We start from the raw sequence: 21,435 nt of genomic DNA, 5'->3' as shown, positions 1-21,435 counted from the left end.
ATTGGAGTTTTATACCGGGCTTATACCTGGTACGGCTCTCCGGGCACGAACCCATCATCCTGTTCCCGAGAGGGCCCAGACGATGGAGATGGTGTTGGTGGGTGACGGTCGGCATGAAGAATGCCGTCTTCGTCGGCGTAGACATCCGTGACAAAGCGGGGCTTGAACACCAGCACCCAGGAAGGCACCATTAGCATGGCGGCAATGCCATTGATCACGATCATCACGCACAGCAGCAGAGCGGCGTCGGCCTGAAACCGCAGGTCCGAGAAAATGACCCACATGATAATGCCCGCCATCAACGTTAATGCCGTAAAACTGATGGCCACGCCAGTCGTGGAAATAGAGCGCCTGACAGCTTCCCGGAGGTCGCCGTTCTTGGTCATTTCTTCCCGGATGCGGTCCATCATGTAAATGGAATAGTCGATGCCCACACCAATACCCACTGCAATCACCGGCACGGTGTTGATGTCTATACTCAGACCGTTGAGACCCATGTAGGCGTAGGTCAGTGTGGTAGCAAAAAGCATCGCCAGAAGCATCATCGTCCCGGCATGCCAGGAGGTGTAGAACAGCATCACGAAGATGAAAATCAGCAGGAATACCAATGGAAGCACGATCAGGTTAGTTTCGAAGGCTGATTCGTTCATCGCTGCGGCAACGCCGAGGGTGCCACCGGCCAGGCGGATGGTCAGGCCCTCAACACTGTCGCCGTTTTCCGCGATCCACTCCTTGGCCATGTGAATGGCACGGCGGATGGTTTCGCCCTGGCGGTCCTTGTAGTAGAACACCAGGTTGGCGATGCGATCGTCGGTGTCGTTGAATTCATCAAGCGCCCCGGGAATCGGGCTGGAGGCCATGTAGGTAAACATAAGGCCGCCCACGTAACCGGCATCGTGCGGTATCTGGTACCAACGGGGGTCGTTGTTGTGCATCAGGCGGTTGACCTGTTTGACCAGATCCGGGAGGCCTTTGCTGCCGCCCACTTCCGGGTCCGTTAGCATGTGGGATTGCAGGTCTGACAGGGCTGCCAACACTTCGGGTCGTTTCAGACCACCTTTCTCGTCGGTTTCCGCAACAATGTAGAGCTCCTCAGAGCCAGGAAAACGGTCATTCACCACACGTGACGAAATGTTGTAGTCATGATCCGGGTACAGAATGGGCGATCCAGGCTCTGAATCGCCGATCTGCACATTGGCCGCCGCCAGCAGTCCTGCCAACATGGCCAGGGCCGCTACGCTCAGGACGACCTTTGCAGCGCCGGGCCGGGTGACGGTGCGAGCACAGCTGGTGCCAATGTGGCGCAGTACGGTTTCTCGAATTTCCGGATTTTTTGGCGTTGGCAGAATGGACAGCAGCAAAGGCATGCCAATCAGTACGGTAAAGACTACGGTAATGGCCCACAGGGAGGCGTAGATACCCAGATGCGTATTCAGGGGTATGGAGCCGATCGTAATCAGGGACAGACCGATGGCATCGGTAACCACGCCGAGGGACCCGGGACGGAACAGGCTGTCGAATGTGGCCTTCGCTGCCTCTGGCCCACTGCCACGCTCCAGAGTTTCGGCGTAGTAACGTTCAACGAGTTGCACGCCGTGGCTCATCGCCCTGGCCGCAACAAGGAAGGGGATGACCAGTCCGAGTGGATCCAGGTTGTAACCGAGCAGGCTGATAATTCCAAGGCCCCATATGGTGGAGATAAGCACGCCACCTAAGGGAATCAGAATGCCGTAGGCCTTGCGGAAGTGGAAAATAAGCAGGGCCAGCATGGCGAGAACGGTAAAAATGAAGATCTGGAGAATCTGTTCCATGTAGGTATAGGTCCAGCCCACCAAAACCGGTTGACCCGTGGCATAGATCCTTACGCCGGCCTGTTCTTCTTCAGCCCGCATTTGTTGTAATTGGGTAAAGGTTTTTTTGTAATCCAGTTTGCCCTCAATGAGCTGCGCCTTGACCAGGGCCATTTTCATATCTGGTGCCACCAGGGGACCGTAAACCCTTGGGTTGGCGGACACGTCGGACTTCATAGCCTGCAGGGCTTCCTCGGAGTACTCCCCGGACGTTGAGTCGTAATAGGGCTCCGAATTGATGCTGCCAACTTCCGTCAGCCAGATTTTGCGGGAATTGCGGTGAGTCACGCTGGAAACCAGGTTGTGATTGACCCCGGGCAGGTTGTCTACCGCCTGCGTGATCCTGTCGATCTTGGCAAGATTTTCGTTGGTGAAGATGTCGCCGTTTTCGAACTCAACACCCACCACCAGCACGTTGGCACCACCGAAGCTGTCCTTGATGCTGTTATGCAACTCAATATACGGATGCTGCTGGGGAAGCAAATCGGCAAAATCGGTGTAGATTTTCAGACCTGGAATACGCAAGGCAAACATCACGGTCAGAATGGCAATCAGGCTAAGAACTTTGCGTGGATTGTTAAAAATCCACATTTCAAGCTGGTGCAGCCAATGCGTAAAACGATGCAATCCAGGCATGCGTGTATCCTCAATCAGTGCTGGCCGAAGCGGCCTCAGGAGTTTCGATATTCAGCAAAAGACCGCGCCCACCAGCCAACAGCAGGTGGTTGTCTGGCAGTGCAACGCCGCTGCGTAAATAAAGCGGTTGGTTTTGGGTAGGTAGCTGAACCCACTCGCCTTGGGTTAATTGCAACACGGTAGTGTTGTCGCCCAGGGCATAGAGCGCCGCTTTTCCCTTAACAAAGCCGAAGATTGGAGCTGCAGTCTCGCTGGCTTGTTGGGTCCAGGATTCACCACCGTCTGTGGTGTGGTAAATGAAGCCGTTAAGGCCACCAACCCATCCTTTCTGCCGGGAGGTGAACCAAGCCGCATGGGGGTAAAATTCATCGGGCAAATAGCCCGCGTAGTCCCAGTTTTCACCACTATCTTCTGTTGCGAGCAGCATGCCGTATTCACCCGCTGCAACACCTTGGGAGTTGTTCAGAAACTGAATGTTGGTAAGAATGGCGTCTTCGTTAAGGCTGGTTTCGGCCCAGGTACGGCCTTGGTCAGAAGAGTTCTGCAATGTCGTGAAGCTGCCTGCTGCCCACCAACTGCCATCCGGAGAACAGGTGGCAGTCATCATCTGCTCCGAGCTTGGTAGCGTGTATGGTGTCCAGTTGATTGCACTGGCATCGCCATGCCAGAGGATGTTGCTGAACGTCAGAGCGATGAAACTGCCGTCAGGACAAGCATCCACAGCAATAAAGCTGTCATTAGTGGTTAAAGGCGTTCTAGTCCAGGTTTCGCCGTTGTCCTCGCTATGCAATAGCGCGCCGGTATTACCTGCCAGCACAATGACACCTTCGTTGCGCGCCATTGCTTGGTAAAAGTCGGTTCTTTTGAGGGCGTTTTGGGATTGCTCCCGAACGGTATCAAGATCAAGGGGCGCTTCGCACCCGGTCAACAGGAAAGAAGCAATGCTTGAGAGCAATAAGGCTCGGCACGCGATACCGTTATGGCACGTTGGGGCAGTGGGCATGTTGGGTCACCGTCTTTGTTTTTATGTGTAAAGCGACGAACAGTGAATAGCAACGGCTATGCCATGCTTAAGGTATGTTTTATAAGTGAATGAAAAAATTAAATAAATTATTTGTAGGGTGGTGTGTCTGAGGATTTCTAGAGCAGGTGGGAAAGAGCGATTTCATCAAATGATGAAGTCTTGAAAGCACGGTTTGTTTATTTCATCACTAGGCAAGATGGGGTGACGACGTCCATGTCGGCCAAAAATGGCTGGTTTTACCCTTCGGCAAGAATGCCCGATTTTTTTAGCCGGTAAGCAAACGCAGGGCGGGTCAGCCCGAGCAGTCGGGCTGCACCAGAAACATTCTGGTTAGCCTGTTCCATTGCCTGGCGCATCAGAGTTGCTTCGACGTGATCCAGGCTGATGTTGTTAGTCAAGATTTCGCTGGCCCAGTCAGCGGTGGCGTTTTTACTTCCGTCATTTACGAGTTGGCCAGAATGATTAATAGATTCTGTTTCGGTATGTTCGGGGGCGCAGTCTGGGAAAACGGCAAAAAGATACTCTTGGCTAATGGTTTCATTATTGTCTGTAAGAATAACGCCTCGTTCAATAACGTTTTCTAGTTCCCGAATGTTGCCAGGCCAATGATACCGGAGGCAAAGCTCTAAGGCCTTGTCTGAAAGACCTAGTGTGCGTTTGTTATATTCCATATGAAACTTACCGAGGAAATGCTCTGCAAGCAGCGGAAGATCCTCAAGGCGTTCGCGTAAAGGCGGTATTTGCACGGAAAAAACATTCAGACGGTAATACAGGTCCGCTCGAAAACGACCGGCCTCCACCGCTGCGGCAAGGCTTTCGTTTGTGGCTGCAATAACTCGCACGTTAACCGTACGTGTTCGGTTATCACCCACGCGTTCGAGTTCGCCTTCCTGTAATACGCGCAAAAGGGTTGCTTGAGCCCTGGCATTAAGTTCTATAACTTCGTCCAAAAAAATTGTGCCATCGTGAGCACGCTCAAAACGCCCTTGGCGAGATTGATTGGCGCCTGTATACGCACCTTTTTCTACGCCAAACAACTCGGCTTCGATGAGGTCAGGAGGGATGGCCGCGCAGTTCACAGCGATAAAGGGGCCGTCTGCGCGTTCGCTGCGCAAATGCACGCTTCGAGCGACAACTTCTTTGCCCACCCCCGTCTCGCCCAGCAATAGAACGGACACTTTGCCCATGGCTGCTTTATCAATCATTTTGCAGACTTTGTTGTACGAGGTAGATTGACCAATGCCGTAATATTGCCCCTGCTGTTTCACCAGGCTGCTGCGCATGGAGTTTACCTGGGATTGAAGGCTGTAAAGCTCTTCAATGATTGGGTCTTCGGTAAAATAACGCGAGAATTCAACGGCATCTTCCCATTCCTCCGCAGGCTTACCGATAATAATGCACTTATCGTCACCGCAGCCCCGACACTGGGTTTCGCGAAATATAATTTCCCGGCCCATAAACGAGGAGGTATAAGCACAGGCATAGCCCAGAAGAGCCCAGCATGCCGGTTCGTCCATTTGGCCCAGTTCAGTCTGGCAGATCTCCACTTCAAAGGAGTCGACCCATTCGAGTTCGCCATAGAATTCGCCGGTTTCCTGGTCGATATCGATTTCAAGCGGAATAGCTTTGACCATACCTTTTAGAGAATGCAGTTGCGGGCCGGCGAGAAAAATGTCCAGCTCAGAGCACTGTGGCCGGAGTTTTCTGGCCAGTTCGGCATCCCTCATGCCAGATTGATAACCCAGCCGCAAGAAAAAGCCCTTCGCACGCTCAACGCCCAGAGTGTTGACCATTTCACGTCGAAATGCAGCCATGGCGCCCAAGTGCATAAGCAGCATTCGCTGCTCTCCAAACCAGATCTTTCCCTCTGTGCTCTGAAAACGAATTTGTTCTGTAAGATCCTGAAAATCTGAATAATTCAGTTGTGGCTTGTGGCTCACAGGCATATCAACGGGTCCCATCTAATTGTTGTATTTAGGGAACACAAAAAGTGCGGCTCATAAAGTGGTGCTTTATATATAACACTCTAACAGTCACAAAAATCAATCAAATGGTAAAAACGGGGAATTCTCATTTTCCGATATCTGTGCCTGAGCATTTGATTATTTTAGTTTGATTAATTGATCAAATGATAAAAAAGTTCACTCCGCCATGACCTTCATTGGGCCGCAAATCAGTCGATTAAGCTTCCATATTTTTAAAAATACAACTAAAACAATCGGTTATTTATCTACTCTGGGATCTGGCACAGGTGTTGCTTTGTCTGCCCTAACCAATAAAAAATTTAATGGGGCCAATCATGAGCGAACAGGCTACGAAATTTGACGAGCTAACCCGCTATATCCGCGTGCGCAGTGCGCCGGAGAACAAATTTGTGGAATTTGATTTCGCCATCGGACATCCGGAGCTTTTCGTGGAGCTGGTTTTACCCACTGCCGCATTCCAGCTGTTTTGCAAGCACAACAATGTTATTCACATGAGCTCCGATCAGATCCGTTTGGTCGATGAGGATATGGTCAAGTGGCGTTTTGGTGATAAAGGACATCGCTAATTACCGCAAAGATTAACGCCAACATCTAACTCACAAAAACAACGATGGGAAGGCAGATATGAGTGTTGAGATTAAAACCACCTCGGTGGAACCCATTCGCAATACCTACTCGGCTATTGCGCGTCGCTTTGGCGATAAGCCGGCAACTCGCTATCAGGAAGCCAGCTTCGACCTTGCGGCCACGACCAACTTCCATTACCGCCCGCTTTGGGATCCGAAGCGCACCTTGAATGACCCCACACGCACAGCCTTGCGCATGGAAGACTGGTATTCGGTGACCGACCCGCGCCAGTTTTTTTACGGCGCCTACGTGGGCAATCGGGCAAAAATGCAGGAAGCTGCAGAGAGCAGTTTTGCGTTTTGTGACAAACGTAACCTGCTTACCCGCCTGCCTGAGGAAACTCAAAAACAGCTTCTACGCCTTTTGGTGCCATTCCGCCATGTTGCGCTAGGCGCCAACATGAACAACAGCAAGATTGCCGGCGATTCGACCGCAACCACCGTGTCACAGATGCACATGTTTGCCGCTACGGATCACCTGGGTATGGGCCAGTACCTGACTCGTATTGCGTTGCTGCTTGATGGCAGCACCGGCACTGCCCTTGATGAGTCCAAAACCTATTGGATGGATGACGAACTGTGGCAGCCTCTGCGGAAATTGGTAGAAGGCACTTTAGTCATCGATGACTGGTTCGAAATCACCCTAGTGCAGAACGTACTGCTTGATGGGCTCATGTATCCGCTGGTCTACGACCGGATGGATGCGTGGTTTGGCGAACAGGGCGCTGAAACTGTATCCATGCTTACCGAGTTCCACCGCGACTGGTACAAGGAGTCTCTACGCTGGACCAACGCCATGATTAAAACCGTGGTGGCTGAAAGTGACAGTAATCGTGAGCAAGTCCAGAGCTGGATTGATCAGTGGGAGCCTATGGTCTACGAGGCTCTCAAACCCATCGCTCAGGCCACAACGGGATTAGACGTTCTGGATGAACTCCGTGCCGAGCTTTCAGTTCGTCTTAAAAAAGTAGGTCTTCAGAGCACAGGAGTTCAGGCATGAGCCAGAAAGTATTTATGGCATTTCAGGACAACGATAACGCCCGCTACCTGCTAGAGGCGATCGTTAAAGATAATCCGGAGGCCGAAGTGCAGCATTCACCGGCGATGATTCGCATTACCGCCGAGAAGCGTCTGGTGATCAACCGAGAAACCATGGAAGAGACACTGGGCAGGGATTGGGAAGTTCAGGAAATGCTGCTTGAGGTTATTAGTATTGGCGGCAATGTCGACGAAGACGACGACCATTTCATTATTTCGTGGAGCTGATCGGGAGATCTGACATGGCTAGCAAAAATAAGAAGTTGAACCTTAAAGACAAATACCAGTATCTCACGCGTGACATGGCGTGGGAGCCAACTTACGAGAAACACGAAGACATCTACCCGGATGAGAGTTTTGAAGGTATCAAGATCATTAATTGGGACCAATGGGAAGATCCGTTCCGCCTGACCATGGATACCTACTGGAAGTATCAGGCCGAGAAAGAGAAGAAGCTATACGCCATTTTTGATGCGTTTGCCCAGAATAACGGCCAACAGAATATTACAGACGCCCGTTACGTAAACGCTCTAAAGCTTTTCCTTTCTGGCATATCGCCGGTTGAATACGCTGCGTACCAGGGTTACGCAAGGGTGGGGCGCCAGTTTAGCGGTGCCGGTGCGAGAGTTGCCTGCCAGATGCAAGCGATTGACGAGCTGCGCCATGCGCAAACTCAACAGCACGCAATGAGCCACTACAACAAGCACTTTAACGGCCTGCATGATGCCTCGTATCAGCACGACCGGGTCTGGTTCCTGTCGGTTCCCAAATCCTTTTTCGATGATGCGCGTTCAGCCGGCCCATTTGAGTTCCTGACGGCAATTTCCTTTTCGTTTGAATACGTTTTGACCAATCTGCTGTTTGTGCCATTTATGTCCGGTGCCGCCTACAACGGTGATATGGCAACGGTCACATTCGGGTTTTCTGCGCAGTCGGATGAAGCCCGCCACATGACGCTGGGCCTGGAGGTGATCAAGTTCATTCTGGAACAGCACGAAGACAACGTGCCCATCATTCAGAAGTGGATCGATAAGTGGTTCTGGCGCGGCTTCCGCCTGCTGAGCCTGGTGGGCATGATGATGGACTACATGCTGCCCAACAAGGTGATGTCCTGGGCTGAAGCCTGGGAAATGTACTATGAGCAAAGTGGTGGCGCCCTGTTCAAGGATCTTGAGCGTTACGGCATTCGCCCGCCCAAGTATCAGGACGTTGCCAACGCCGCCAAAAATCACTCGAGCCACCAAACCTGGGCCACGTTCTATCAGTACAGCCAGGCGACCAACTTCCATACCTGGATGCCTCAGGAAGAAGAGATGGCCTGGTTGTCCGAGAAGTATCCCGAGACTTTCGACAAGTACTACCGTGACCGCTTCGAGCATTGGGACAAAGAGCAGAAGGAAGGGAATCGTTTTTATAACAACACGCTTCCCCAGCTTTGCCAGGTGTGTCAGATACCAACCATTATGACCGAGAAAGACGACCCGACGGTGTTCAGTCATCGCCAGATCAAGCACGAAGGCGAGCGTTATCACTTCTGTTCTGATGGTTGCTGCGACATTTTCAAGAATGAGCCTGAAAAGTACATCCAGGCCTGGATGCCCGTGCACCAGATTTATCAGGGAAACTGCGGCGGTGCGGACGTAGCGACAGTGGTTGAAAAGTATTACCACATCGTTCCTGGCGTCGACAATATGGAATATATCGGATCGCCCGATCACCAGCGCTGGCTGGATATCAAAGGTCTGAAGCCCCTCTCGGCAAGTCGTGACAAGACGGCTGCGGCCTGACCGGATTTGCCCGCCTTTCTGGCTGTAGCCGGGGCGGGCACTTATAACAAAAAGGAGAGCACCATGAGTGTTAACGCCATTTCCGAGTATCACGCAGAGCCCAAAGACCGCGTCGAGAATTTCAATGGCATGCAGTTGTTGTATGTCTACTGGCCCTACCACCTTTTGTTTTGCGCGCCGTTTGCAATGCTGGTTGCGCCCGATATGAGCTTCCGGGCCTTTGTGAGCGAGATGCTTAAGCCAGCCGTCGTCGGCCATCCGGATGCAAAGAGAGCCGACTTTCTCGGCGCCGAGTGGCGTTTGAATGAGGAAGACTTCAAGCCGGATCTTGAGGCCAGCCTGGCTGATAACGGTATTGATCATAAGAGCATGCTGACTGTGACCACCCCCGGCCTGGAAGGACTCCAGGGCTCGGCATCCTGAGGGCTAAGCGATGAGCTATACCGTTACCATCGAGCCGATAGGCGAACAGATTGAAGTTGAAGAGGGCCAAACTATTCTGCAGGCGGCATTGCGCCAAGGCGTTTGGTTGCCATTTGCCTGCGGCCATGGAACCTGCGCAACCTGCAAAGTTCAGGTGATCGAGGGCGATGTCAATGTGGGCGAAGCTTCACCATTTGCGCTAATGGACAGCGAGCGTGATGACGGCAAGGTTCTGGCCTGCTGCGCCACGGTTGAAAGTGATGTCACCATCGAAGCGGATATTGATGTTGATGAAGACTTCGAAGGCTATCCGGTAGAGGACTATCAGGCGACGGTAACGAAAATCGTCGATCTGTCGCCGACCATCAAAGGCGTACACCTCAAGCTGGATCGAGGCATGACCTTCCAATCTGGCCAGTACATCAACATTGAGTTGCCTGGCGTGGACGGGCAAAGAGCCTTTTCCATGGCGAACCCCCCCAGCCGAGCAGATGAAGTAGAACTGCACGTGCGGTTGGTCGCAGGCGGCGGCGCAACTAGCTACGTTCATAAGCAGCTGAGCGTAGGCGATTCCCTAAACTTGTCTGGTCCTTATGGTCAGTTTTTCGTGCGCAGTTCGCAACCAGGCGACCTGATGTTTGTTGCTGGCGGTTCGGGCCTATCAAGCCCCCAATGCATGATTCTGGATCTTCTCGAACAGAATGATGAACGGCAGATTGTGCTGTTTCAGGGCGCGCGCAACGCGGAAGAACTCTACAACCGAGAGCTTTTTGAAACGCTGGCCCGTGACCACGATAACTTCACGTACGTGCCTGCCCTGAGCCAAGCCGACGAGGACACTGACTGGCAAGGGTTTCGCGGCTACGTTCACGATGCGGCAAAAGCTCATTTCGACGGCCGCTTTTCTGGTCAGAAGGCGTACCTCTGCGGCCCGCCTCCGATGATTGACGCAGCGGTCACCGCATTAATGCAGGGCCGCTTGTTCGAACGCGATATTTTTATGGAGAAGTTCCTCACTGCCGCAGACGGAGCGGAGGATGCCCAACGTTCTGCGCTGTTCAAAAAAATCTGAGGGAGGCTGTGCTATGGGCGAGTCATTCCAGATTACAGAGCAGTTTAGCGGTGAACAATTCCGCTGCAAGCCAGGCCAAAGCGTTCTCAAAGCGATGGAACAGAAGGGGCTTAAGTGTGTGCCGGTGGGCTGTAGATGCGGCGGCTGCGGCTTCTGCAAAGTCACGGTGCTTGGCGGCGACTATGAGTGCGGAAAAATGAGCCGGGTACATGCCTCCCCGGAAGCCATAAATCAGGGCGAAGTATTGGCCTGTCGGGTTTATCCGCTGACCGACCTGATTATTGAATGCCAACCCCAATCAATCGTTGGGCTTGATAGCGAACACACAACAACAAAAGCAATAAGGTGAACGTCATGAAAAAGGGAGTAATGCGCCCCGGGCACGTCCAGATTCGCGTACTTGATATGGATGAAGCCGTTAAACACTACAAAGATCTTTTAGGCCTGATCGAAATGGATCGCGATGACCAGGGCCGCGTGTATTTAAAAGGCTGGACGGAAGTGGACAAGTTTTCCGTTGTGCTTCGGGAAGCGGATGAGCCTGGCATGGATTTCATGGGTTTCAAATGTCTTAGCGAAGAGATCGTAGATCAATTACGCGGAGAGCTCGCTGAATTTGGTTGTGAAATAGAAGATATGCCTGAAGGTGAGCTTAAAGACTGTGGTCGCCGCGTGCGTTTCATCGCGCCGACCGGACATGCCTTCGAAATCTATGCCACCAAGAAGCAGACCGGAAAATGGGGTGTTGGCAATCGCAACCCTGAAGCCTGGCCGCGCGGTCTTGAGGGAATGGCGGCAACCCGCTTTGACCATTGCCTGCTGTACGGACCGAATCTGGATGAAACCCTGAATCTGTTTCGTGATGTGCTCGGTTTTGATTTGGCTGAGCAGGTCATAGCGCCCGATGGCAAGCGCGTTGCGCAGTTTCTGACGATTAGTACCAAGGCACATGATATTGCGTTTATTTATCATGAAGAGCCAGCCAAGTTCCACCACGCCTCGTTCTTCCTGGAAACCTGGCAGGACGTGCTTAAGGCCGCCGATTTGCTGTCCATGACGGACACTTCCATCGATATTGGCCCCACACGCCACGGGTTGACTCACGGCCAGACCATTTACTTCTTTGACCCCTCCGGTAACCGAAACGAAGTGTTTACCGGAGGCGATTACCACTACCCCGACCATGAGCCGGTGACCTGGGATGCCGAAGAGCTGGGCAAAGCCATTTTCTACCACGACCGGGTGCTGAACGAACGTTTTCTGACGGTTCTGACCTAACTATTTTTGGGCTTAGTGAGGCTAAAAAATGAAAGAAATTAAACATTATATTAATGGGCAGTACGTAGGCTCCGCCAGCGGCAAACTGTTCAATAACGTGAATCCGGCAAATGGCAAGGTTATAAACAAGGTTCACGAGGCTGGCCGCGAAGAAGTGGATGCGGCCGTGCAGGCGGCAAAAGCCGCACTACGTGGGCCTTGGGGTAAATTGACCGTGGACCAGCGTAGCGCCATTTTGCACAAGGTCGCCGCTGGCATTAATGCCCGCTTCGATGAGTTCCTCGAAGCCGAATGCCTGGATACGGGCAAGCCGAAATCCATGGCCAGTCACATCGACATTCCCCGCGGTGCAGCGAACTTTTCAGTATTCGCTGACATGGTCAAAAACGTTCCAACAGAATCGTTTGAAATGTTGACGCCGGACGGCACCGGGGCGATTAACTACGCGGTACGCCGCCCTAAAGGGGTGATAGGGGTGATTAGCCCGTGGAATTTACCACTGCTATTGATGACCTGGAAAGTTGGCCCTGCCCTGGCGTGCGGTAACACTGTTGTGGTTAAACCGTCAGAAGAAACACCCACCACCACTGCGCTTCTGGGCGAGGTAATGAAAGAAGCAGGCGTGCCAGATGGCGTATTCAACGTGGTTCACGGTTTTGGCGGCGACTCAGCTGGTGCTTTCTTGACTGAGCACCCGTTGGTGGACGGCTTTACCTTCACCGGCGAAACCCGCACCGGCGAAGTTATTATGAAATCCGCGGCGAAGGGTATTCGTGATATTTCCCTGGAACTGGGAGGTAAAAATGCCGGGCTGGTCTTCGCCGACTGCGATATGGACAAAGCAATTGAGGGCACGCTGCGCTCTGCGTTTGTGAATTGTGGGCAAGTTTGTTTGGGGACCGAGCGCATCTACGTTGAACGCTCTATCTTTGACGAATTTGTCGCCCGTCTCAAAGTGGGTGCAGAAGAGCTAAGAGTTGGCCCCCCTGACGACCCCAATGCCAATATGGGCCCACTTGTCAGCCTGAAACACCGGGAAAAGGTGCTCTCTTATTATCAGAAAGCGGTGGACGATGGTGCCACAGTGATCACCGGTGGCGGTGTACCTGACATGCCGAATGAGTTTGCTGGTGGTGCTTGGGTGCAACCCACCATTTGGACAGGCTTGGCCGATGATTCCGCCGTAGTGACGGACGAAATTTTCGGACCTTGTTGCCATATCCGCCCTTTCGATACCGAAGAGGAGGCGATTGAGCTCGCCAACAGCCTCCCGTACGGGCTTGCATCTGCAATCTGGAGCGAGAACATCACCCGCGCGCACCGTGTCGCGGGCCAGGTAGAGGCCGGAATAGTTTGGGTGAACAGTTGGTTCCTGAGGGACTTACGTACCTCATTTGGTGGTAGCAAACAGTCCGGTATTGGTCGTGAGGGGGGAGTGCACTCCCTTGAGTTCTATACCGAGATGAAAAACATCTGCATCAAGCTGTGAGGCGGCTATGACGACGAGTTCTGCAATGGTAGCAAGTGGAGAGATCGGTCGCGAAATTGTCGCGGCCGGTTACCGGACGAATTTGCACGACCAGGGTGAGGGTTTTCCGGTGTTGCTGATTCACGGTTCCGGCCCAGGTGTGACAGCTTGGGCCAACTGGCGCCTGGTTATGCCCGAACTTGCCAGCCAGCGTAGGGTAGTGGCGCCGGATATGCTGGGTTTCGGTTACAGCGAGCGCCCGCAAGATCGCCACTACAATCGTGACCGCTGGGTTGACCACGCGCTGGGCGTGATGGACGAGTTGGGGTTGGAGCAGGTGGACATGGTTGGCAACTCCTTTGGTGGCGGAATTGCTCTAGCGCTTGCCATTCGCCACCCGGAACGGGTTCGACGCCTGGTCCTGATGGGTAGCACGGGCGTTAGCTTTCCGATCACCCGTGGGCTGGACGAGGTGTGGGGTTACGAACCCTCCCTTGAAGCCATGCGACAGCTACTCGATACCTTTGCCTTTGACCGGAGTCTGGTTAATGACGAACTGGCCGAGCTGCGCTATCAGGCCAGCATTCGTCCTGGTTTTCAGGAGTCGTTTGCCGCCATGTTTCCGTCACCGCGCCAGCGCTGGGTAGACAGTCTGGCCAGCCCGAAAAAGGACATTCGTGGTTTATCCCACGAAGCGCTGGTGATCCATGGGCGTGAGGATCAGATAATCCCGCTGCAAGCATCCCTGACCCTGGCTGACTGGCTTGAGCGGTCTCAGCTTCATGTTTTTGGCCGTTGCGGCCACTGGACCCAAATTGAACACGCTAATCGCTTTGCGCGACTGGTAAATGACTTTCTCAGCGAAGCTGACACGATGGCTTCAGGAGCATATTAATGGAACAGAAACGAATCCAGGAACTGGGCGACGAACTTTACCAGGCCATGCTGGCCAGAGAAGCCGTTGACCCGCTTACTGGCCGCGGCGAAGAGATCACGGTTAATGATGCTTATCACATTTCTTTGCGCATGCTTGAGCGGCGCCTGGCGGCCGGTGCGTCTGTGATCGGCAAGAAAATCGGTGTTACCAGCAAGGCTGTGCAGAACATGCTGAACGTACACCAGCCGGATTTTGGCTATCTCACTAACGACATGGTGTTCAACAGCGGTGAAGTCGTGCCCATCAGTGACCGGTTGATTTCACCCAGAGCTGAGGGCGAAATTGCCTTCATCCTGAAAAAAGATCTGATCGGGCCTGGTATTACCAACGCCGATGTACTGGCTGCCACCGAATGTGTGATGCCTTGCTTTGAAATTGTCGACTCCCGCATCCGCGACTGGAAAATTGCCATTCAGGACACCATTGCCGACAACGCCTCATGCGGTCTGTTTGTGTTGGGCGACCAGGCGATCTCCCCACGTAAAGTGGATTTGGTCACCTGCGGTATGGTGGTTGAAAAGAACGGTGCCATGCTCAGCGCTGGAGCGGGTGCTGCTGCACTTGGGTCACCAGTGAACTGCGTGACCTGGTTGGCCAACACGCTGGGAGAGTTTGGTATTTCATTAAAAGCCGGTGAGGTTATTTTGTCTGGTTCGCTGGTACCGCTGGAACCTGTGAAGGCCGGCGACCACATGCGAGTTGATATTGGTGGTATCGGCAGCGCGTCTGTCCGTTTCATCTGATTCGCCGAGTTGATTACAGGAATAAAACAGCATGAGCAAAAAACTGAAAGCGGTGATCATTGGCCCGGGTAACATCGGCACTGACTTGCTGATGAAGATACAGCGTTCCGATTGGATCGAACCGGTTTGGATGGTGGGGATTGACCCCGAATCGGAAGGCTTGAAACGCGCTGCTGATATGGGCATCAAAACCTGTGCCACCGGCGTGGATGGTATTCTGCCGCATATATTGGACGACGACATCCGGGTGGCCTTCGACGCGACCTCCGCCTACGTGCATGCCGAGAACAGTCGCAAGTTAAACGAGCTGGGCGTAATCATGGTCGACCTTACCCCGGCCGCTATTGGTCCGTTTTGTGTGCCGCCGGTTAATCTGGCGGATCACGCCAAGAACCTGGAAATGAACGTCAACATGGTCACCTGCGGCGGTCAGGCGACCATTCCGATGGTTGCAGCGGTAAGCCGTGTTCAGCCCGTGGCTTATGGCGAGATCATCGCCACCGTTTCGTCGCGCTCTGTGGGCCCTGGTACGCGCCAGAACATCGACGAGTTCACCCGCACCACTGCCGGTGCCGTGGAGAAGGTAGGTGGCGCCAAAGAGGGCAAGGCGATCATCATTATCAATCCGGCAGAGCCGCCGTTGATGATGCGTGACACCATCCACTGCCTCACTGAAAGTGAGCCAGACCAAGCCGCCATTACCGAATCTGTGCACGCAATGGTGAAAGAGGTGCAGAAGTATGTTCCGGGTTACACCCTGGTCAACGGCCCTGTCTACGATGGCAATAAAGTCACCTGTTACATGCAGGTGGAAGGGCTGGGCGACTTTCTGCCCAAGTACGCTGGCAACCTGGATATCATGACGGCAGCCGCCCTGCGTACCGCCGAGATGTTCGCGGAAGAAGCGGCCAACGGTACCATCACACTGCCGGCACGCGGCTAAGCGTGGGGAGATGACAATGAACTTGAACGGTAAAAAAATCACGCTGCACGACATGAGTCTACGCGACGGTATGCACGCCAAACGTCACCAGATCAGTCTGGATGAGATGGTAAACATCGCCACTGCGATGGATGAAGCGGGTATGCCGCTAATAGAAGTAACCCACGGTGACGGCCTGGGTGGCCGTTCGCTGAACTATGGCTTTCCGGCTCACAGCGATAAGGAATACTTAAACGCCGTGGTACCGAAGATGAAAAACGCCAAAATCTCCGCGCTGCTCCTGCCAGGAATCGGTACCGTTGACCACTTGAAAATGGCGCGGGACTGTGGGGTATCTAGCATCCGTGTGGCCACCCACTGCACCGAAGCCGACGTATCTGAACAACATATTGGCATGGCCGCCAAAATGGACATGGACACCGTTGGTTTCCTGATGATGGCGCACATGGTCAGCCCAGAGAAAATTCTGGAGCAGGCCAAACTGATGGTCGGCTACGGCGCGAACTGTATCTACGCCACCGACTCGGCGGGTTATATGTTGCCGGACGATGTCACTGCACGTATCGGTTTACTGCGCTCTGAGCTGCCGTCGAATATCGAAGTGGGCTTCCACGGCCACCACAATATGGGCATGGCAATCGCCAACTCATTGGCGGCGATTGAAGCGGGTGCATCCCGGATTGATGGCTCCGTAGCAGGTCTGGGCGCCGGCGCCGGCAACACGCCGCTGGAGGTGTTCTGCGCCGTACTGGATCGCATGGGTGTAGAAACCGGTGTTGATCTTTACAAAATCATGGATGTTGCCGAGGACTTGGTTGTCCCGATAATGGACCAACCGATCCGCGTGGATCGCAATGCCCTGACATTGGGCTACGCAGGTGTTTATTCCTCGTTCTTGTTGTTCGCTGAACGTGCCGAGAAAAAGTATGGCATTTCGGCCCGTGACATTCTGGTTGAACTGGGCCGTCGCGGCACTGTAGGCGGGCAAGAAGACATGATTGAAGATCTGGCACTGACCATGGCAAAAGAAAAGGGGTTGATCTAATGAGTGAAGTCAAGAATAACAAGCTGACACGGGCACAAATCGAAGACTTGGCTGTTCATTGCGAGAACGCTGAACTGGAAGCCTATGAAATAACGAAGATTACTAACGATTACCCGGACATGACCTTCGATGATGCTTACGACGTGCAGTGGGAAATTCGCCGTCGTAAGGAAGAGCGTGGCAACAAGATTGTAGGCATGAAAATGGGGCTGACCTCTTGGGCCAAAATGGCACAGATGGGCGTCGAAACCCCGATTTACGGCTTTCTGGCGGATTACTTCAGTGTTCCAGACGGTGGCGTGGTGAATACCAAAGAACTGATCCATCCGAAAATCGAGGCGGAGATTGCCTTTGTCACCAAGGCGCCCCTCAAGGGCCCGGGTTGTCATATCGGTGATGTACTGGCGGCCACGGACTTCGTGATCCCGGCGGTAGAAGTGATCGACTCCCGATATAAGGATTTCAAGTTCGATTTGGTGAGCGTAGTGGCCGACAACGCGTCCTCCACGCGGTTTATCACCGGTGGCCAGATGGCCGATGTGGCCGATGTAGATCTGAAAACGCTGGGTGTCGTGGTTGAGAAAAATGGTGAAGTGGTTGAGGTGGGTGCCGGAGCGTCTGTGCTTGGCCATCCGGCTTCTAGTGTGGCGATGCTGGCGAATATGCTGGCCGAGCGGGGCGAGCACATTCCTGCTGGCACCTTCATTATGACCGGTGGTATTACGGCGGCGATTAGCGTGGAGACAGGTGACAATATCACCGTTCGCTATCAGGGCCTGGGTGCCGTTTCAGCCCGATTCGAGTAAGGAGGTGGTATGCCAATTGCCCAGCTTTATATCGTTGAAGGCCGTACGGATGAGCAAAAAGAGGTGTTGATTCAGGCAGTGAGTGAGGCCATGGCCCGCTCCCTGGATGCGCCCATGGAGCGCATACGGGTAATGATAACTGAGATGCCAAAACAGCATTTTGGCATTGCCGGCCAGTCGGCAAAAAAATTGGGGCGCTAGCCAGCGCCTCCGTTTTTCGCTGAATTCCTACCGCCCCGGAGGCATAGTGACAAAACTTCCCGTGCTCTATGTGTCTTGCGATGCACAGGTGTTTAGCCAGCCGAAAGGGCAATCAAGCCTGCGCCGTTTGATTCGCAATCAGGATGTAGACAGTCTGGTGCTTATTTCACTGGGAGCAGGGCTAAGCGCGCCAGAAATACGCCATTCGGAGGGGGGCGATGGCGTTGCGCTACAGCTATACGGGTTATTGAAAGAAGACGCGTGCGAGCCGGTTCTAACGGTCAGAAAATCCGCTGGTCTTAAAGCCCTCGCAGGAGCACTGTTTTGTTCAGCATCGGTTGAGGCTGCAGAGTTGCGACTCAATCTTGGCATGACTGAGATCGATTATCGGCGTATCGGCCAGTGCCTGGAAACCTGCCGAGAGCTTGGTATGCTCATTATCTGTTTCGATGAGATTGGCGAGACCGATGTTGGTAAAGCAAGGCCGTCGCCCTACGACGCTGATGTTCGTAACATGATCCGTCAGTGGGAAGACGAACAGCGCTGGGCAACAGTGCTGTCGAAGTCAGAGACCAATGTTGCGGCCAGAGTGAATGAGGCCTCACCATTGAGCGATCCAACTCTTTGTATACTCAATACGGCCTTCAGCCTTGGTGGTATGCAAGCGCCCCGGAGGGTGTTCGGCAGTTCCCTAAATGCCGGTCGTGAGTCTCTCGCAGGCTATGTTTGGATGCATTAAGCTGTAAAAAAAACGACAGGATAGGGTTCATGCTCAAGTTACTGATGGTTGGTGCTGGAGGTATTGGCGGCTATTACGCGGCACGCCTTTCCCGGGCCGGGCACGATGTAGTTCTTACGGCTCGCTGTGAACACCTACACGCGATAGAAAACCGTGGCCTGACGGTGCGATATGGTGGTGACGAATGGAATTGTCGGCTACCTGTTTTTGACCATGCCCACTTGCTTAAACAATATCGAGCAGACGACTTTGATCTGGTGCTGTTGGCACTGAAGTCTACTGCGACGGAATCTGTATTACACGAGCTAGGCCCATGGTTGGGGAAGGGTTCAGTAGCACTGCTGTCGCTACAAAATGGTGTTGATAACGAGCCCATGATCGCCGCAGCGATTGGTGCCAATCGAACCTTGGGGGGCCTTGCGGTGCGTATTGGAGGGCACATTGTTGAACCGGGCATGATAGAAGCAGAAGGTGTCGGCCAAGTGGTTATGGGCGAATGGCCGGAGGCTGCGCCGCAGCCAGATACCCGCAGGCTGTTGCTGAAGACATTGGAAGCAGCGTTTAACAAATCCGGCATTCCCGCTACCGTCAGCCCGCGGATCCGTCATGAGCTTTGGCGTAAGCTGGTGATCAATAATGGAGTAAACCCGCTTTCTGCCCTTACAGGTCTGGATACCCGAAGCCTTACCCAGCATCCGAAATTTGGCAAGTTGGTTTATGCCATGATGGCTGAAACCGTTGCAGCGTCGCGGGCAGATGGCGTTAACCTTGGGCAACAAGACCTGGATGAAATGTTCGCGCTGATTAGCAGCTTTAACGCGATCAAAACATCCATGCTGGTTGATAAAGAAAAAGGCCGGCCTCTGGAGCTGGACAGCATTGCAGGAGCGGTACTTCGGCGTTCGGAAGCACTTGGCATCGGTGCACCCTATACCACTACCGTGAATGCTCTTCTTGAGCATGGTTTGGGCTAGCGGTCGGTGAGCTTGATTTCGATACGCCTGTTTGCCTGCAGCGCTTCGGGCGTGGTGCCGGTTGCCACCGGGAAGAACTCACCAAAACCCGCCGCAACCATGCGGTTTTGCGGCACGCTCTGATCGGCTAGGTAGCGCACTACCGCGACAGCGCGTGCGGTTGAAAGCTCCCAGTTGGAAGGGAACTGCGGTGTATTGATGGGAATTCGATCGGTATGGCCATCAATGCGCAGAATCCACTCTAGGTCTGCGGGTATGGTTTCAACCACATCCAGCAGCACTCCGGCGAGCTTGTCGAGTTCGCGTTTGCCTTCTGCGCCGAGAAGGGCCGAACCGGAAGCGAACAGCAACTCGGATGGCAGCAGGAAGCGGTCGCCAACAATGCGGATGTTTTCATTGGCGGCCAAAATGTTCCTCAACCGGGCGAAAAATTCAGACTGGTACTGCTCCAGTTGGTTGATTCGCTCCGCCAATAGGGTGTTAAGGCGCCGGCTGACATTTTCCAGCTCGTTTTCTTTACCGACGGTCATTTCTCTTTGCAGTTTTAAGGCAGTGGTTATTTGTCGTAGCTGGTTTTGCAGCGATGCGATCTGGTTGGATAGCCGCATGATCATATTTTGTTGGCTGTTGGAAAGCTCATCCTTGTTATCCAGATCCTGGTTCATACTCGCCAGGCTTTCAGCTCGGGCTTCGGCGTCGGCGGTTTGCCGCATTAATTGATCGCGGGAGGCTTCCAGCCGTTGCTGCAGGTCTTCATTTTGGGCAAGACTGTCGCTGAAGCTGTTTTGAACCATGAGCATTTGCTGCTCCAGAGCCGCCGTTGTGCCCTGTTCCAGCCCTAACAGCTGAGATATCTCGCTTAGCCGCTGGTTCAGCTGGGCCAGTTCGGAGTTGCGGTCAGAAAGCGTTTGCGACAGAAAAAGCTGGCTTACCACGTAAACCAGCAACATGAATATCACCAACATCAGCAGGGCCGAGAGGGCGTCTACGTACCCTGGCCAGACGTTGGTGGTGCTTCTGCTTCGGCGCCTGGACCCAATCATGGCTGACGTTCATTGCTGGTGAACGGGTCTAACAGGTTGGTAACGCCGGTCAGCCATTCTTCCAGTCCGTCATAGAATCGGTTCTGGGCATGGCCGGCCTGGATATCAAGAAAGCCGAGTATCAGGGAGCCGCCAAGACCGAACAGCGACGAACTGAACGCTGTGCCCATACCCTGCAAGGGCGTTAGCAGCCCGGCTTGGAGGTCCGCAAACACTTTGCTGAAATCACCTTGGCCCATGTCCAGATTGGTAATCACCGCACCCACTGCGTTGATGGTGCCCAGTAAGCCCCAAAAGGTGCCAAGAAGCCCCAGAAAAACCAACAGGTTGATAAAGTAACGGGTGATCTCACGCTGCTCGTCCATGCGGGAGTAAATGCCATCTAGAACCGTGCGTAGCGACATGGTAGAAAGCGTAAAACGATCACGTTTGGAATCTTCGCCCAGCTGCCTGGCCAGTGGCTTAAGCAGGCGGGGTTCTTCAAGCACTGACAGGCCTGACTGGCCGGTGCGGAACTGGGAAATCCAGCGCAGCTCGGGAAACAATACGAACACTTGGCGATAAGTAAGCCCTATGCCAACAAGAAGTACGCAGACAATCAACAGGTTAAAGACCCAGTTGGCCATGAAAGCGGTTATCAGCGGTTGGTGAATCAATACGCCGACGACGGCAACAATCGCCAGAAAGAACGTCATCCAGAAAAGGGTATGTTTTGGATTGCTCATGAAAAAAGTCAGCCTGTTGAGATTTTCGTCAAAACGTTAGCACAGACTAGCGGATGTTGATGCTTAATTGGCGGGAAATTATGGGGGTGAGA

Annotated in this window: 22 protein-coding genes; 17 read left to right on the top strand and 5 right to left on the bottom strand. The window is 53.4% G+C overall.

The annotated features are described in order from the left end of the window. Window positions 1-20 precede the first annotated feature (20 nt). The 3 genes from MIH18_RS11070 to MIH18_RS11060 all read right to left on the bottom strand — a co-directional run bounded on the left by MIH18_RS11070 (window position 21) and on the right by MIH18_RS11060 (window position 5,456). Window positions 21-2,486 carry an MMPL family transporter gene (locus tag MIH18_RS11070; protein ID WP_249014572.1) on the bottom strand — a complete coding sequence of 822 codons (2,466 nt, stop codon included), beginning with the start codon at window positions 2,484-2,486 and terminating at the stop codon, window positions 21-23. Between the two features lie 10 nt (window positions 2,487-2,496). Then, window positions 2,497-3,489, bottom strand: a complete 993-nt coding sequence (locus MIH18_RS11065) for a YCF48-related protein (protein WP_249014571.1) — start codon at window positions 3,487-3,489, stop codon at window positions 2,497-2,499. 257 nt (window positions 3,490-3,746) lie between these two features. After that, window positions 3,747-5,456 (bottom strand): sigma-54-dependent Fis family transcriptional regulator, encoded by a 1,710-nt coding sequence (locus MIH18_RS11060; protein ID WP_249014570.1) that lies wholly within the window; start codon window positions 5,454-5,456, stop codon window positions 3,747-3,749. A 353-nt stretch (window positions 5,457-5,809) separates the two neighbouring features. Between MIH18_RS11060 and MIH18_RS11055 the strand changes: the two genes are divergently transcribed. The 17 genes from MIH18_RS11055 (at window position 5,810) to MIH18_RS10975 (ending at window position 19,575) form a co-directional block, all read left to right on the top strand. Then, a complete protein-coding gene (locus MIH18_RS11055; RefSeq protein WP_249014569.1) occupies window positions 5,810-6,061 on the top strand; it encodes a phenol hydroxylase subunit in 252 nt (83 codons plus the stop codon). A gap of 58 nt (window positions 6,062-6,119) precedes the next feature. Continuing rightward, on the top strand, window positions 6,120-7,121 hold the full coding sequence (locus MIH18_RS11050) for an aromatic/alkene monooxygenase hydroxylase subunit beta (RefSeq protein WP_249014568.1): 1,002 nt from the start codon (window positions 6,120-6,122) through the stop codon (window positions 7,119-7,121). Then, the gene (locus MIH18_RS11045) at window positions 7,118-7,387 is read left to right on the top strand and encodes an MmoB/DmpM family protein (RefSeq protein WP_249014567.1); all 270 of its coding nucleotides are present in this window, start codon (window positions 7,118-7,120) and stop codon (window positions 7,385-7,387) included. The genes MIH18_RS11050 and MIH18_RS11045 overlap by 4 nt, the downstream gene beginning before the upstream one ends. A gap of 14 nt (window positions 7,388-7,401) precedes the next feature. Continuing rightward, on the top strand, window positions 7,402-8,946 hold the full coding sequence (locus tag MIH18_RS11040; RefSeq protein WP_249014566.1) for an aromatic/alkene/methane monooxygenase hydroxylase/oxygenase subunit alpha: 1,545 nt from the start codon (window positions 7,402-7,404) through the stop codon (window positions 8,944-8,946). 63 nt (window positions 8,947-9,009) lie between these two features. Beyond that, window positions 9,010-9,369: a phenol hydroxylase subunit P4 gene (locus tag MIH18_RS11035; RefSeq protein WP_249014565.1), complete on the top strand. Its 360-nt coding sequence runs from the start codon at window positions 9,010-9,012 to the stop codon at window positions 9,367-9,369. Window positions 9,370-9,379: 10 nt separating this feature from the next. After that, the gene (locus MIH18_RS11030; protein WP_249014564.1) at window positions 9,380-10,441 is read left to right on the top strand and encodes a phenol 2-monooxygenase domain-containing protein; all 1,062 of its coding nucleotides are present in this window, start codon (window positions 9,380-9,382) and stop codon (window positions 10,439-10,441) included. A gap of 13 nt (window positions 10,442-10,454) precedes the next feature. Then, window positions 10,455-10,790 carry a 2Fe-2S iron-sulfur cluster-binding protein gene (locus MIH18_RS11025; protein WP_249014563.1) on the top strand — a complete coding sequence of 112 codons (336 nt, stop codon included), beginning with the start codon at window positions 10,455-10,457 and terminating at the stop codon, window positions 10,788-10,790. Between the two features lie 5 nt (window positions 10,791-10,795). Beyond that, complete coding sequence (locus tag MIH18_RS11020) at window positions 10,796-11,719, top strand: catechol 2,3-dioxygenase (RefSeq protein ID WP_249014562.1); 924 nt, start codon at window positions 10,796-10,798, stop codon at window positions 11,717-11,719. 28 nt (window positions 11,720-11,747) lie between these two features. Then, entirely contained in the window at window positions 11,748-13,208 is a 1,461-nt protein-coding gene (locus MIH18_RS11015) for a 2-hydroxymuconic semialdehyde dehydrogenase (protein WP_249014561.1), read from the top strand. A gap of 25 nt (window positions 13,209-13,233) precedes the next feature. Continuing rightward, on the top strand, window positions 13,234-14,082 hold the full coding sequence (locus MIH18_RS11010; RefSeq protein ID WP_249014560.1) for an alpha/beta hydrolase: 849 nt from the start codon (window positions 13,234-13,236) through the stop codon (window positions 14,080-14,082). After that, window positions 14,082-14,867, top strand: coding sequence for a 2-oxopent-4-enoate hydratase (dmpE, locus tag MIH18_RS11005; RefSeq protein ID WP_249014559.1), 786 nt, complete (start codon window positions 14,082-14,084; stop codon window positions 14,865-14,867). Before MIH18_RS11010 ends, dmpE begins: the two co-directional genes overlap by 1 nt. Window positions 14,868-14,898: 31 nt before the next feature. Continuing rightward, complete coding sequence (locus MIH18_RS11000; RefSeq protein WP_249014558.1) at window positions 14,899-15,810, top strand: acetaldehyde dehydrogenase (acetylating); 912 nt, start codon at window positions 14,899-14,901, stop codon at window positions 15,808-15,810. 16 nt (window positions 15,811-15,826) lie between these two features. Next, window positions 15,827-16,855, top strand: coding sequence for a 4-hydroxy-2-oxovalerate aldolase (gene dmpG / locus MIH18_RS10995; protein ID WP_249014557.1), 1,029 nt, complete (start codon window positions 15,827-15,829; stop codon window positions 16,853-16,855). Further along, complete coding sequence (gene dmpH, locus MIH18_RS10990) at window positions 16,855-17,661, top strand: 2-oxo-3-hexenedioate decarboxylase (RefSeq protein WP_249014556.1); 807 nt, start codon at window positions 16,855-16,857, stop codon at window positions 17,659-17,661. Before dmpG ends, dmpH begins: the two co-directional genes overlap by 1 nt. Before the next feature lie 9 nt (window positions 17,662-17,670). Beyond that, a complete protein-coding gene (locus tag MIH18_RS10985) occupies window positions 17,671-17,862 on the top strand; it encodes a 2-hydroxymuconate tautomerase (protein WP_249014555.1) in 192 nt (63 codons plus the stop codon). Window positions 17,863-17,908: 46 nt separating this feature from the next. After that, entirely contained in the window at window positions 17,909-18,601 is a 693-nt protein-coding gene (locus tag MIH18_RS10980; RefSeq protein WP_249014554.1) for a hypothetical protein, read from the top strand. Between the two features lie 29 nt (window positions 18,602-18,630). Beyond that, the gene (locus tag MIH18_RS10975) at window positions 18,631-19,575 is read left to right on the top strand and encodes a 2-dehydropantoate 2-reductase (protein WP_249014553.1); all 945 of its coding nucleotides are present in this window, start codon (window positions 18,631-18,633) and stop codon (window positions 19,573-19,575) included. On the opposite strand, the gene MIH18_RS10970 is transcribed toward MIH18_RS10975, so the two are convergent. Both MIH18_RS10970 and MIH18_RS10965 read right to left on the bottom strand, forming a co-directional pair. Beyond that, window positions 19,572-20,618 carry a peptidoglycan -binding protein gene (locus tag MIH18_RS10970; RefSeq protein ID WP_249014552.1) on the bottom strand — a complete coding sequence of 349 codons (1,047 nt, stop codon included), beginning with the start codon at window positions 20,616-20,618 and terminating at the stop codon, window positions 19,572-19,574. The genes MIH18_RS10975 and MIH18_RS10970 overlap by 4 nt on opposite strands. Continuing rightward, window positions 20,615-21,343: a flagellar motor protein MotA gene (locus tag MIH18_RS10965; RefSeq protein ID WP_249007261.1), complete on the bottom strand. Its 729-nt coding sequence runs from the start codon at window positions 21,341-21,343 to the stop codon at window positions 20,615-20,617. Before MIH18_RS10965 ends, MIH18_RS10970 begins: the two co-directional genes overlap by 4 nt. Window positions 21,344-21,435 lie beyond the last annotated feature (92 nt).

It is taken from the genome of Marinobacter sp. M3C, assembly GCF_023311895.1.
Lineage (GTDB): Bacteria > Pseudomonadota > Gammaproteobacteria > Pseudomonadales > Oleiphilaceae > Marinobacter.
This window is presented reverse-complemented; position numbering and strand designations above follow the sequence as displayed.